This window comes from Streptomyces sp. BPTC-684 (genome assembly GCF_030028635.1).
GTDB classification, from domain to species: domain Bacteria; phylum Actinomycetota; class Actinomycetes; order Streptomycetales; family Streptomycetaceae; genus Streptomyces; species Streptomyces noboritoensis.
In genome coordinates, this window is sequence record NZ_CP124863.1 from 3,140,870 (window position 1) to 3,153,025 (window position 12,156).

Here is a 12,156-nt window from a genome sequence, read left to right on the forward strand (position 1 = left end):
CCTAAGGGGCGCGGGGAACTGCGCGATCAGCCACAGACGGCCCGCAGACGAAGACCGGGCACACCTAAGCGCACCATAAAAGTTGAGCCGATCCGACTCAGCTCTGTTGACCGCCCGGGACAGGTGAGGCATCCTTGAGTCAGTTCCACTCAAGATGTCAGTTGGAGGAATCGAAATGGCACGTGCGGTCGGCATCGACCTGGGCACGACTAACTCCGTCGTCAGCGTTCTCGAAGGCGGCGAGCCCACCGTCATCACCAACGCCGAAGGCGCCAGGACCACGCCGTCCGTCGTCGCCTTCGCCAAGAACGGCGAGGTCCTCGTCGGTGAGGTCGCCAAGCGGCAGGCCGTCACCAACGTCGACCGGACCATCCGCTCGGTCAAGCGCCACATGGGCACCGACTGGAAGATCGACCTCGACGGCAAGACCTTCAACCCGCAGCAGATGAGCGCCTTCATCCTGCAGAAGCTGAAGCGCGACGCCGAGGCGTACCTGGGCGAGAAGGTGACCGACGCGGTCATCACCGTCCCGGCGTACTTCAACGACTCCGAGCGTCAGGCGACGAAGGAGGCCGGTGAGATCGCGGGCCTCAACGTCCTGCGCATCGTCAACGAGCCGACCGCGGCCGCCCTGGCCTACGGCCTCGACAAGGACGACCAGACCATTCTCGTCTTCGACCTCGGCGGCGGCACCTTCGACGTGTCGCTCCTGGAGATCGGTGACGGCGTCGTCGAGGTGAAGGCCACCAACGGTGACAACCACCTCGGTGGTGACGACTGGGACCAGCGCGTCGTCGACTACCTGGTGAAGCAGTTCCACTCCGGCCACGGCGTGGACCTCTCCAAGGACAAGATGGCGCTCCAGCGCCTGCGCGAGGCCGCCGAGAAGGCGAAGATCGAGCTGTCCTCGTCCACCGAGACCTCGATCAACCTGCCGTACATCACGGCCTCGGCCGAGGGCCCGCTGCACCTGGACGAGAAGCTGACGCGCGCTCAGTTCCAGCAGCTGACCGCCGACCTCCTCGAGCGCTGCAAGCACCCGTTCCACAACGTCATCAAGGACGCGGGCATCCAGCTCTCCGAGATCGACCACGTCGTCCTCGTCGGCGGCTCCACCCGTATGCCCGCCGTCGCCGAGCTCGTCCGCGAGCTGACCGGCGGCAAGGACGCCAACAAGGGCGTCAACCCGGACGAGGTCGTCGCCATCGGCGCCGCCCTGCAGGCCGGTGTCCTCAAGGGTGAGGTCAAGGACGTCCTGCTCCTCGACGTGACCCCGCTGTCCCTCGGCATCGAGACCAAGGGCGGCATCATGACCAAGCTCATCGAGCGGAACACCACGATTCCGACGAAGCGCTCCGAGATCTTCACGACGGCCGAGGACAACCAGCCGTCCGTGCAGATCCAGGTCTACCAGGGCGAGCGCGAGATCGCGGCGTACAACAAGAAGCTCGGCATGTTCGAGCTGACGGGTCTGCCGCCGGCCCCGCGCGGCGTCCCGCAGATCGAGGTCGCCTTCGACATCGACGCCAACGGCATCATGCACGTGACCGCGAAGGACCTGGGCACGGGCAAGGAGCAGAAGATGACCGTCACCGGCGGCTCCTCGCTGCCGAAGGACGAGGTCAACCGCATGCGCGAGGAGGCCGAGCAGTACGCGGAGGAGGACCACCGCCGCCGCGAGGCCGCCGAGTCCCGCAACCAGGGCGAGCAGCTCGTCTACCAGACCGAGAAGTTCCTCAAGGACAACGAGGACAAGGTCCCGGGCGAGGTCAAGACCGAGGTCGAGACCGCCGTCACCGAGCTGAAGGAAAAGCTCAAGGGCGAGGACACCGCGGAGATCCGCACCGCGACCGAGAAGCTCGCGGCCGTCTCCCAGAAGCTCGGCCAGGCGATGTACGCGGACGCGCAGGCCGCCCAGGGTGCCGCCGGCGCCGAGGGTGCCGCGGGCGCCGGTGCCCCCAAGGCCGAGGACGACGTCGTCGACGCCGAGATCGTCGACGACGAGAAGCCCGGTGACGCGAAGGGCGGCGCGGCCTGATGTCTGAGGAGACCCCGGGCTTCGAGGAGAAGCCCGACGTCCCCTCCGGCACACAGGAAGACGCCGAGCCGAAGGCCGCCGACTCCTCCAAGGAGGAGAAGGCGGCCCCGGCCGGGGACGCAGCCAAGGAGATCGCTCTGACGGCACAGCTGGACCAGGCCCAGACGGCGCTCTCCGAGCGCACGGCGGACCTCCAGCGCCTTCAGGCCGAGTACCAGAACTACCGCCGCCGCGTGGAGCGCGACCGCGTCACGGTCAAGGAGATCGCCGTCGCCGGCCTCCTGACCGAGCTGCTGCCCGTGCTCGACGACATCGGCCGGGCCCGTGAGCACGGCGAGCTGACCGGCGGCTTCAAGTCGGTGGCCGAATCCCTGGAGACGGTCGCCGCGAAGATGGGCCTCCAGCAGTTCGGCAAGGAGGGCGAGCCCTTCGACCCGACGGTCCACGAGGCCCTGATGCACAGCTACGCGCCGGACGTCACCGAGACGACGTGCGTCGCGATCCTCCAGCCCGGGTACCGGATCGGCGAGCGCACGATCCGCCCCGCCCGGGTCGCCGTCGCCGAGCCCCAGCCGGGCGCGGCGAAGGAGGGCAAGGAAGGCAAGGCCGACGAGGAGAGCGGTGGCCCGGACAAGGGCTGACGCAGCGGTCGAGGAAGAAGTGACCGTCCGGAAGGAGGGACGTCGATGAGCACGAAGGACTTCGTCGAGAAGGACTACTACAAGGTCCTCGGCGTCCCCAAGGACGCCACCGAGGCCGAGATCAAGAAGGCGTACCGCAAGCTCGCCCGCGAGTTCCACCCGGACGCCAACAAGGGCGACGCCAAGGCGGAGGAGCGCTTCAAGGAGATCTCCGAGGCCAACGACATCCTCGGCGACCCCAAGAAGCGCAAGGAGTACGACGAGGCGCGCGCCCTCTTCGGCAACGGCGGCTTCCGGGCCGGGCCCGGTGCCGGAGGCGGCAGCTTCAACTTCGACCTGGGCGACCTCTTCGGGGGCGCCCAGGGCGGGGCGGGCGGTGGCGGCGGCTTCGGCGGCGGCCTGGGCGACGTGTTCGGCGGCCTCTTCAACCGGGGCGGTACGGGCACGGGCACCCGGACCCAGCCGCGCCGCGGCCAGGACCTGGAGTCCGAGGTGACGCTCAGCTTCACCGAGGCGGTCGACGGGGCCACGGTCCCGATCCGGCTCTCCAGCCAGGCCCCCTGCAAGGCCTGTTCGGGCACCGGCGACAAAAACGGTACGCCTCGGGTGTGCCCGACGTGCGTCGGCACCGGCCAGGTCTCGCGCGGCACCGGCGGCGGCTTCTCGCTCACCGACCCGTGCGTGGACTGCAAGGGCCGGGGCCTGATCGCCCAGGACCCCTGCGACGTCTGCAAGGGCAGCGGGCGCGCCAAGTCGTCGCGGACCATGCAGGTCAGGATCCCGGCGGGCGTCTTCGACGGCCAGCGGATCCGGCTGCGCGGCAAGGGCGCGGCGGGCGAGCGCGGGGGACCTGCGGGCGACCTCTATGTGGTCGTCCACGTCGACAGCCACCCGGTGTTCGGCCGCAAGGACGACAACCTCACGGTCACCGTGCCCGTCACCTTCGTGGAGGCGGCGCTCGGCGGCGAGGTGAAGGTGCCGACCCTCGGCGGGCCCCCGGTCACCCTGAAGCTCCCCGCGGGCACGCCCAACGGCCGTACGATGCGGGCCCGGGGCAAGGGCGCCCTCCGCAAGGACGGCTCGCGCGGCGACCTCCTGGTCACCGTGGAGGTCGTGGTGCCCAAGGAGCTCGACGACAAGGCGCGCGACGCGCTGGAGGCGTACCGCGAGGCGACTGCGGAGCACGATCCGCGGGCAGAACTGTTCCAGGCCGCGAAGGGAGCATGAGATGGACGGCCGACGACGCAATCCGTACGAACTGACCGACGAATCGCCGGTGTACGTCATCTCGGTCGCCGCTCAGCTCTCCGGTCTGCACCCGCAGACCCTCCGGCAGTACGACCGCCTCGGCCTGGTCTCGCCCGACCGCACGGCCGGGCGCGGCCGGCGCTACTCGGCCCGCGACATCGAACTGCTCCGTACGGTGCAGGCGCTGTCGCAGGACGAGGGCATCAACCTGGCGGGCATCAAGCGCATCATCGAGCTGGAGAACCAGGTGGCCGCGCTCCAGCAGCGCGTCGCCGAGCTCTCGTCGGCGGTGGACGGGGCGGCGGCCGCGATGCGGCAGCGCGAGGCCCAGGTCCACGCGTCGTACCGGCGCGACTTGGTGCCGTACCAGGATGTGCAGCAGACCAGCGCGCTGGTGGTGTGGCGGCCCAAGAGGCCGACGGACTGACGCGCGGTCGTTTGGCTGCGGGCCGTACTGGGCTGGTCGCGCAGTTCCCCGCGCCCCTTGATACGGCCCTTCGGGCCGCCACCCCGCTCAATGGCCCGTGCCCTGCCACAAGGTCACCACCAGTGCGGCGATCGACGTCAGCGCCGCCAGCGACGGCAGTGGCCAGCGGGCGCGTTCCAGGGCGTCCAGGCGGTCGTCGTGTTCGCCGAGGGTCTTGTCGGTCTGGTCGGCGCGCTGGAGCAGCAGCGCCAGGTCGCCCCGGGTGGTGGCGAATCCGACCTCCACCGCGCGCCGCAGTCGTTCGAGCTCGATCGCGACCCCTTCGGCTTGGCCGCTGCTCACCATGACGGCTCCTTCGGTAGGTGTCTGATCAGGACGGCGAGGCGGCGGGACGAGAGCCGGCCGCGGTGCCAGTCCAGGAGGTCCACGCCGTAGTGGCGCAGCAGCGCGGCTTCGAGCGCCTCGGCGTTGTCGTCCACGTACACGCCGAGGCGCAGCCTTCCCCCAGGCCGAGCCCGGTGTCCCGGCCCCAGGACGCGAGGACCGCCTCGATGTCGTGGGGCGAGGGGCGGTGGCGGCGCAGCCGTGCGGACTGCGCCTCGCCCAGGAGCAGTTCGAGCGAGGCGCCGAGGTCGTCGCCGCCGAGCGCGCGCAGCCTGCGGGCGCTCTCCCGGGTGAACTCCCGGGGCAGCTCGAAGACCTCGCCGCCCAGTTCGAAGGCCCAGGCGCGGCCGAGCGCTTCCAGGCGCTGGGCGCGGGCCGCGTCGACCCGGGTGACACCGGGTGCGGATGATGCGGGTGGTACGGCCATGGAACCTCCATCAAATGTCCTGATCCGTAACGCAGTTGGGAGTCGGATCGCCGTACCCGCGGGGCGGGACAGCGGATACAGTCGGTGTCACCTCTTCGGGTGAGGCAGGGGAAGAAGTGACCGTGAACGTGGACGAGGGCGACCGGCTGGCGGAGCGGTTCGAGGCCAACCGGACCCACTTGCGGGCCGTCGCCTACCGGATACTCGGCAACCTCAGCGAGGCGGACGACGCCGTCCAGGAGGCGTGGCTGCGGCTCAGCCGCACGGATGCGAGCTGTGTGAAGAACCTCGGCGGCTGGCTCACCACCGTCGTGGGACGGGTGTGCCTGGACATGCTGCGCTCGCGCGACTCACGGCGCGAGCTGCTGTACGACGAGCCCGTGCCGGTCCACGCGCGCGGGCACGAGGAGCCGGGCGACCCCGAGCACGAGGTGCTGCTCGTGGACTCGGTGGGCCTGGCGATGCTGGTCGTCCTGAACACGCTGGCGCCCGCCGAGCGGATCGCCTTCGTGCTGCACGACATGTTCATGGTGCCGTTCGACGAGATCGCCGCGGTGGTGGGGCGTTCCACGGTCGCCACCCGGCAGCTGGCGAGCCGTGCGCGGCGCCGGGTGCAGGAGTCCGCGCCGGTGCCGGACGCGGATCTGGCCCGCCAGCGGGAGGTCGTCGACGCCTTCTTCGCCGCCTCGCGCGCGGGCGACTTCGACGCGCTGCTCGAACTGCTCGACCCCGATGTGGTGGTGCGGGCCGACCGCGCGACCGTGGAGGTCGGTGCGATGGGCGAGGTGCGGGGGGCGCTTGCGGTGGCCGGGACGTTCAAGGGGCGTGCCCATACCGCTCAACTGGCGTTGGTGGAGGGCACGGTGGGGGCGGTGTGGGCCCCGGCCGGGTGCCTCAAGGTCGTCATCGGGTTCACCCTGGTGGACGGGCTGATCACCGAGATCACGCTGCGGGCCGACCCGGATCGGTTGCGGCGGCTGGACCTGGCGGTCCTGGCGTCGTAGAACGTGCGAAGTGCGGTCCACGGCCGGCGTTCGCGGGACGGCCGTGGACCACGACGCGTAATCAGGCTTCAGCGGTCAATCAGTGTCAGATGGCTACCAAGCCCTCCGAACCCGGAGCCAGCCCGCCCATGCTCGGGGCCAGGACGCCGGTGGAGATCACTCGCGGCGGGTCGTCCTGGACGCCGAAGCCGCGCAGCGGGGTCAGCCCGGCGTTCGCCTCGATGCGCCAGGCGCCGATCGACATCTTGTTGCTGTACGGGGTGCCCTCGGCGTAATTCGGCAGCCGGGGGTCGGCGATCTTCTCGTCGAACCCGGCGACGATCACGTACAGATAGAGGCCGTCCTCACTGATCGCCATGTCCTGGGTGGCGTGCTGGTCGCGCGCGGTGGCGATGTGGCCGTCCGGCGGGAAGAGCGTGAGCTCGCCGTTCTCGTTGATGCGGTACCCGGCGATGGTGCCGCTCTGGGCGCTCGCCGCGTAGATGACGGTCGGGTCGAGGGTGCTGTTCACGGTCCAGCAGGTGGTGGCCTCGGTGGTGTCGGCCGAGCCGCTGATCACCCGCAGGGTGCCGTCCCGGTTGACCCGGTACGTGGACATCGAGCCAAGGAAGTTGCGGCCGCCCACGATCTCCGTGACCAGCAGGAAGTCGCCGTGGAAGGTGGCGGAGAAGGGCGCGAGGCCGTGCGAGTCGTTGCGCACCGGGGTCCCGGCCCGGCCGTAGGCGTCGACGGGGAAGACGTCGATGACGTTGGTCTGGCGCTCGGTGGCCACCAGCTGGGTGCCGTCGGGCGTGAAGGTGATCTGCGAGGGGCCCGCGGCCGCGCCGCCGGAGAGGTACTGGCGGGAGCCCTCGATCGGGGTCAGCCGGCCGTCGTCGCCGATGGTGAACCCGGCGATGGCGGCGTCCGTCGCGTTCACCGCGTACAGCAGGTTGCCGTGCACGGTGAGGCTGACCGGGCGCACGCCGCCGGAGGGGACCCGGCTGACCAGGCGCAGCCGCTCGCCCTCGATGGCCAGCGAGGAGACCTCGTCGCTGCCCGCGTCGACGCCGAAGAGGAACCGCTTGTCCTCGCTGATGGTCAGCGAACCCTGCGAGATCAGCGCGTCGGAGGCGTCCTCCAGGTCGTAGCTGCGGCCGACGCCGAGGCCGCCGGTGGGGTAGGTGCCCTTGCGGGTCAGGTTGCCGTAGACGTCACGGGTGAACACGGTCACCGAGTTGCCGGTCTCCTGGTTGCTCATGACGTAGACGAAGCCGCCGCGCCGGGACGTGGCCGGGGGCGGGTTGTCACCGCAGTGACCGGATCCGAGCTCGGTCACCGCATCGACGGTCTCATTCGTTTCCACAGTGGATTCCTTTTCCGTTTCCGTGCCGGGTTTCCTGGAATGCGGCCTGCGGCCGCGGGGAAGAAAGTTCATTCGCCCGGGGCGGGCTAGGCCGCGGGGCCGGCCGCGCGCGAGGCCCGCAGGCCGTGCGCGGCGATGTCGTTCGCGATGTCGAGGCCGAGCCGGACACCGCCGACGTTCAGATTCAGGTCCATGTCGCCGGAGGCGTTGGGGACCCAGCCGTCGTAGTTCCAGTGCACGCCGAGGAACACCCGGCTGACGCTGTTCTCGCGGATCATGTCCCAGAGCCCGCCGGGGAATGTGCGGACCACCCGGGTCCGGGCGATCCCATTGGGGTCGGTGCTGGTTCCGTTGAGTTCGTCGGAGACGAATTCCAGACCCTCGGCCAGTTTGTCGGGACCGTAATTCCCCTGGTGGTAGAAGCGCCGCACCGACTGGAATGCGGCCGCGCCGAACGTGGCGTGGCCCGAGGGGTACGACGGGAAGTTCGGCGTCCGGTTGACCTTGCCGCCGGGGTTGTTGGTGTTGGGCGCGCCCAGCGGCAGCCACTCGGGGTCGGCGTCCGTGCTCAGGGCGGCGGAGCCGGTGCCGGCCGGGCCCGCGGAGGCGTCGTGCTCGCGGACGCCGACGACCGGGCGCCACAGGTCGTAGAAGTACTTGTCGTACCAGGCCAGGATGCCCGCGTCCGCCATGGCCGTGTTGAGCAGCGCGAACAGCCGGGCGTTCTTGGCGGTGTCGTTGTGCTGGGCCTCGGCGACCTTGCGGACGATCTGGTTGTAGAGGCGCGGCGGCGTGCCCAGGCCGACGACCCCGTCGTACGCCCAGAACGTGCCGACGAGGGTCTCCTGCTGGGTGCGGCGGCTCGCCCTCAGGTCCTCCGGCAGCGCGCCCATCAGATGCGGCGCGATGCCCTTGGCGCGCACCTGGCGCAGCCCCGCCTGGTACTTCGGGGTGCCCGGCCGCGGCGGGGCGTCCAGGTGGTGGCGGGTGGTGGCCGCGAACAGGTGCGCGCGGGCGCCGTAGAACGCGGCGTACGGGCTCTGGCCCGGGTCGACCGGGTCGGGCCGGTGGTGCAGGTGGTCGACCGAGTACACGTAGCCGTCGTCGCCGAGGCCGGGGTCGTTCCTGCGCAGCGACTGGAGCACCCCGGCGACCCGCAGGCCGAAGGCGTGGCCGTCACTGGTCCCCTGGCCGCCGGGGAGCCCGGCGGCCCGGTGCTGGGCGTTGAAGTAGTCCTTCTGGGTCGGGTAGAGGGCGCTGAGGGTGGCGTGCGCGGCGGCCGCGATCGCCGCGTCGGAGGAGGCGCCGACCGGGGCCTGGGGCAGCGAGCCGCCCAGGTAGCAGTCGTGGCCGGGGTGGATGCCGAAGTAGGCGTCGTGCATGGCGAGATGGGTCATCGCCAGCGCCCGTGAGGCGCCGCACGGGCCGCGGGTGCCGGCTTCGGCGGGGGCGCCCGTGGTGTGGGCCGTTCGGTCGGCCTCCAGGGCGACCGCGTTCCAGAACAGGATCTGATCCATTGGTTAGTTTCCTTTCGGGATGCCCTCCGGCGTGCCGCGGGTGGCGCCGGCCGGGCTGCCGTCCAGCGCTTGCTGGCGGACGGTCAGAGCACTGCCGCGGACCGTGGTGGCGATGACGAGCCCGGCGGCGAGCAGGATCACGTCCTTGAGGACGTACTGGCCTTCGAGGGTGGGCATGTGGTGCGGCCCGCCGAACATCCGCCCGGGCAGCACGAGCACCGGGGTGAGGATGCCGACGAGGTGGACCAGGAGCAGGGCGACCGTCGGGCGCATCCACCGCCCGACGAGGAGCAGCAGCCCGATGGAGCACTCCAGGGTGGCGACGCAGTCCATCGCTGCCCTTCCGGACACCACGTCCGGCACCAGGCCCGCCGTCAGCCGGTGCAGCGTGGCGACGACGAGCCCCTGGGCCGGACTCAGGTCCGGGAAGTATTTGAGAAATCCGAAACCGAGCAGGACCGCGCCCATGCTGAGGCGCAGGAAGGCAATGCTGTGCCGCACCAGCCATCCGTGAATGCGGGATTCCGCGCTGTCCGTTCGCGTCGTTCTCGCCGTCCTCGCCATTTCGGGCTCCCCTTGGCGTGAATTGCTCGAATGAGAGCGAAAAACGTAGCCACGGGGGTGAGGGGCGTCGACGGTGTGCCGGGTGTACGGGTGGTTAATGCGCCAGGGTGTGCAACTGCGGTGTTCCGCCGTTGGATTGGCGGAATGCGATCTTCGCGACAAGAGCGCGACCAGGGAGCGCCGACAGGAGGCGCCCATACGAAACGGCAGACCCGTCGCCCCGGATGCGGGCGCAGCTCTGCCGCTGCATCAAGTGTGATCCATGGTCGCCGATTCCGCAACCAGACTTTCTCCAGGGCCGTTTGGGGCCGGTGTGCCCGCATGGGAAATGGCCCCACCCTGGGACGGGTGAGGCCATGGGGATTATGGAAGGAATCCTTATGCGATCTCGTCGCGATGTACGGAACGCTCCGCCGCGAATACGTCTTCGAGCCGGTACAGCAGCCTGCGCCCCTGGCGGCCCGCGGACTTCAGATGGCCCAGCTGGACCCATTTGCGGATGGTCGCGGGCGAGACGGCGACCTCGGTGGCGGCGAGCTCGCCCGAGACCAGGCACGTGCTCACGAGGCCTCCTCCAGGGCCGTCTCCACGACATGGCGGCAGACCGGGTTCACACAGAGCACGGCGCCGCGCTCCGGGAAGATGCGCAGCGACACCGAGCCGCACGCGGGGCAGCGTCCGTCGAGCCGGATCATCTGCTCGGGGTCCCCGAGCTCGCGGGCGCAGCGCCGGGCCATGCGCCGGGTCTCCTCCGTGACGTGCTCGGCGAGGTCGGGCAACTCCCGTACGCGGTCGAGGAGTCCGGCGACGCGGCGCAGCCGGGCCACCACCGGGGCCGGGGCCGCCGGACGCAGGCAGAGCCGCTCCCGTACCGCCTCCTCCAGCTCGACCACGCCGTCGGTGATGTCCCGCACGGCGTCGGAGATGTGCAGCCGGATCGGGGCGGTGGCGGAGCGCGCGGAGCCGCCGCGCCGCTCGCGCGGGCCGGCCGGGGAAGGGGCCAGCTCCGCGAGGAGGTCGGGGAACCGGCGGGCCAGCGACTCCAGCCACACCGCGCCCGCGTCCTCGGTGGTCATCGCCCCGCCTGCCGGGACGTGCGCACCGTCCGTTTGACCTCGCGGCCGTTGCGCCAGAGCCGTCCGCCGCTCACCCCGTCGAAGAAGGTGTGCGCGGGGTCGACGACCACTTCGCACTGCCTGCGGATGGGACACTGGTTGCATGCTCGCAATACCGGTTCCGCCTCGGAGGGAACACGGGTGAATACGGAGCGCTGTGGAAGGTTTACGCAGGCGGCGGCCCTGCGCCAGTCGAGGTCGTCCGCCGAGCGGGATAAGTCCGAGGTCAAGGGTGTCTTCGGAGCGGTCATGTGTGCGGGCACGTGCAAACCCCTCCCCACGTATGGGAACGCGAGTTCGGCAAATTGCGAACGCGTGATCAGGGTGACACGGTGCGTGCGCGTACGCAAGCGACTTCTGCGTGCGAGCGCGCACCTACTGGCACGCGAGTGCGCCGGGAGTACGCTGTTCCCCGCGACGAGGGAGAGCGACCACATGGGTTCGAGCGCACGGGCCGGCGCCCGCAACGAGCAGGGCTACCGCGGCGACGGCGGCCGCGGCCACGCGGGCGGGCTCGACGAGTTCGCCGCCTGGATCGAGCGCCTGATGCGGCTGCGGAACTACGACATCGACAGTCCGCGCGGCGGCGGCAAGTCGAAGCTCGCGGACGACGCCGGGGTCCACCGGGCCGCCGTCAGCAGGCTGTTGCAGCGCCAGAGCATGCCGGACCTGGAGACCATGCGCAGACTGGCGGCCGTGCTCGGCGTACCGCTGCGGGACATGCTCATCCGGTCGGGGCGGCTCTCCGAGGACGATCTGCCGATTGCCGTGAGCCGGGGCGGGCAGGACCAGGATGGCCATCAGCCGCTCGGCCCCGAGGAGGCCGCCCGGCGCATGGGGGTGCCTCCCGAACTGCGGGAGCTCTTCGTGCGCGTGACGAAGGCGTTCCTGCCGGAGAGCGGCGAGGGGGCCGGCAGCCCGGGGGCGTGAAGGAGGGCGGGGATGGCGGACGGCGACGGATCAGGGGCCGAACAGGACGGACTGGCCCAGGTGTTGGGCGGCCTGCTGATCGAGCTGGGCGAGAAGGTCCGGCAGGCCGGCCTCGACGGCGTACGCGTCCTCACCGACGACGAGCTCCAGCGCGAGCAGCTCCGCTGGTTCCGGGAGGGCTGGGAGGAGCACGCCCGGGTCGGCCGCCGGGCGGTGGAGTCCGGACCTGCCGGCGACGGACCGCAGCGGGCCGGGCCGGAGGCGGACGCGTACGCCGGTCGCGACGGCGGGCGGGAGGCGGCCGGGCATCCCGAGGCCGGTCAACCACCCGCTCCCGGGCGGCTGTTGCAGTTCCCCCAGTCCCCCGACGGGCGCGCCGGGCACCCCCTGCCGATCGTCGGCACCGGCGAGGCGCGCGGCAGGGACCTGATGCCGCACCGCCCGCGCGGCCGCGCGCGCGGCCGAGCCGCGGACGACGAGGAGCCACCTGGGAGCCACCCGCAGGTGTAGGCGGGC

The 12,156-nt window shown here is 71.0% G+C and carries 14 protein-coding genes; 7 read left to right on the plus strand and 7 right to left on the minus strand.

From position 1 onward, the window contains the following. The first annotated feature begins 175 nt into the window (after positions 1–175). The 4 genes from dnaK to QIY60_RS14035 are packed head-to-tail and all read left to right on the plus strand — an operon-like array spanning position 176 to position 4,354. Positions 176–2,038: a molecular chaperone DnaK gene (gene dnaK / locus QIY60_RS14020; protein WP_283142726.1), complete on the plus strand. Its 1,863-nt coding sequence runs from the start codon at positions 176–178 to the stop codon at positions 2,036–2,038. Continuing rightward, complete coding sequence (grpE, locus tag QIY60_RS14025; protein WP_283142727.1) at positions 2,038–2,679, plus strand: nucleotide exchange factor GrpE; 642 nt, start codon at positions 2,038–2,040, stop codon at positions 2,677–2,679. Before dnaK ends, grpE begins: the two co-directional genes overlap by 1 nt. Positions 2,680–2,724: 45 nt before the next feature. Then, positions 2,725–3,906, plus strand: a complete 1,182-nt coding sequence (dnaJ, locus tag QIY60_RS14030) for a molecular chaperone DnaJ (protein WP_283142728.1) — start codon at positions 2,725–2,727, stop codon at positions 3,904–3,906. A gap of 1 nt (position 3,907) precedes the next feature. Continuing rightward, positions 3,908–4,354 (plus strand): helix-turn-helix domain-containing protein, encoded by a 447-nt coding sequence (locus QIY60_RS14035; protein WP_283142729.1) that lies wholly within the window; start codon positions 3,908–3,910, stop codon positions 4,352–4,354. Positions 4,355–4,441: 87 nt separating this feature from the next. On the opposite strand, the gene QIY60_RS14040 is transcribed toward QIY60_RS14035, so the two are convergent. Further along, on the minus strand, positions 4,442–4,699 hold the full coding sequence (locus QIY60_RS14040; protein ID WP_283142730.1) for a hypothetical protein: 258 nt from the start codon (positions 4,697–4,699) through the stop codon (positions 4,442–4,444). A gap of 25 nt (positions 4,700–4,724) precedes the next feature. Next, entirely contained in the window at positions 4,725–5,165 is a 441-nt protein-coding gene (locus QIY60_RS14045; protein WP_349253992.1) for a hypothetical protein, read from the minus strand. Positions 5,166–5,293: 128 nt separating this feature from the next. On the opposite strand from QIY60_RS14045, the gene QIY60_RS14050 reads away from it, so the two are divergent. Continuing rightward, entirely contained in the window at positions 5,294–6,169 is an 876-nt protein-coding gene (locus QIY60_RS14050; protein ID WP_283145921.1) for a sigma-70 family RNA polymerase sigma factor, read from the plus strand. An 85-nt stretch (positions 6,170–6,254) separates the two neighbouring features. Here QIY60_RS14050 and QIY60_RS14055 read toward each other — a convergent pair whose 3' ends face one another. The 5 genes from QIY60_RS14055 to QIY60_RS14075 form a co-directional block, all read right to left on the minus strand. After that, a complete protein-coding gene (locus QIY60_RS14055; RefSeq protein WP_283142731.1) occupies positions 6,255–7,514 on the minus strand; it encodes a beta-propeller fold lactonase family protein in 1,260 nt (419 codons plus the stop codon). A gap of 86 nt (positions 7,515–7,600) precedes the next feature. Further along, complete coding sequence (locus tag QIY60_RS14060; RefSeq protein ID WP_283142732.1) at positions 7,601–9,031, minus strand: vanadium-dependent haloperoxidase; 1,431 nt, start codon at positions 9,029–9,031, stop codon at positions 7,601–7,603. Between the two features lie 3 nt (positions 9,032–9,034). Continuing rightward, on the minus strand, positions 9,035–9,532 hold the full coding sequence (locus tag QIY60_RS14065; RefSeq protein WP_283142733.1) for a DoxX family protein: 498 nt from the start codon (positions 9,530–9,532) through the stop codon (positions 9,035–9,037). Between the two features lie 441 nt (positions 9,533–9,973). Then, positions 9,974–10,159, minus strand: a complete 186-nt coding sequence (locus QIY60_RS14070; protein ID WP_283142734.1) for a helix-turn-helix domain-containing protein — start codon at positions 10,157–10,159, stop codon at positions 9,974–9,976. Further along, on the minus strand, positions 10,156–10,671 hold the full coding sequence (locus tag QIY60_RS14075) for a hypothetical protein (RefSeq protein ID WP_349253918.1): 516 nt from the start codon (positions 10,669–10,671) through the stop codon (positions 10,156–10,158). The genes QIY60_RS14070 and QIY60_RS14075 overlap by 4 nt, the downstream gene beginning before the upstream one ends. Before the next feature lie 585 nt (positions 10,672–11,256). Here QIY60_RS14075 and QIY60_RS14080 point away from each other — a divergent pair. Next, positions 11,257–11,640 (plus strand): helix-turn-helix transcriptional regulator, encoded by a 384-nt coding sequence (locus QIY60_RS14080; protein WP_283145922.1) that lies wholly within the window; start codon positions 11,257–11,259, stop codon positions 11,638–11,640. A gap of 12 nt (positions 11,641–11,652) precedes the next feature. After that, the gene (locus tag QIY60_RS14085; RefSeq protein ID WP_283142735.1) at positions 11,653–12,150 is read left to right on the plus strand and encodes a hypothetical protein; all 498 of its coding nucleotides are present in this window, start codon (positions 11,653–11,655) and stop codon (positions 12,148–12,150) included. Positions 12,151–12,156 lie beyond the last annotated feature (6 nt).

Coding starts and splice junctions, on each gene's coding strand:
- QIY60_RS14075 (WP_349253918.1), bottom strand. CDS start 10,671: ATGACCACCGAGGACGCGGGCGCGGTGTGGCTGGAGTCGCTGGCCCGC.
- dnaJ (WP_283142728.1), top strand. CDS start 2,725: ATGAGCACGAAGGACTTCGTCGAGAAGGACTACTACAAGGTCCTCGGC.
- QIY60_RS14080 (WP_283145922.1), top strand. CDS start 11,257: ATGCGGCTGCGGAACTACGACATCGACAGTCCGCGCGGCGGCGGCAAG.
- QIY60_RS14060 (WP_283142732.1), bottom strand. CDS start 9,031: ATGGATCAGATCCTGTTCTGGAACGCGGTCGCCCTGGAGGCCGACCGA.
- QIY60_RS14085 (WP_283142735.1), top strand. CDS start 11,653: ATGGCGGACGGCGACGGATCAGGGGCCGAACAGGACGGACTGGCCCAG.
- QIY60_RS14045 (WP_349253992.1), bottom strand. CDS start 5,165: ATGGCCGTACCACCCGCATCATCCGCACCCGGTGTCACCCGGGTCGAC.
- QIY60_RS14040 (WP_283142730.1), bottom strand. CDS start 4,699: ATGGTGAGCAGCGGCCAAGCCGAAGGGGTCGCGATCGAGCTCGAACGA.
- QIY60_RS14035 (WP_283142729.1), top strand. CDS start 3,908: ATGGACGGCCGACGACGCAATCCGTACGAACTGACCGACGAATCGCCG.
- grpE (WP_283142727.1), top strand. CDS start 2,038: ATGTCTGAGGAGACCCCGGGCTTCGAGGAGAAGCCCGACGTCCCCTCC.
- dnaK (WP_283142726.1), top strand. CDS start 176: ATGGCACGTGCGGTCGGCATCGACCTGGGCACGACTAACTCCGTCGTC.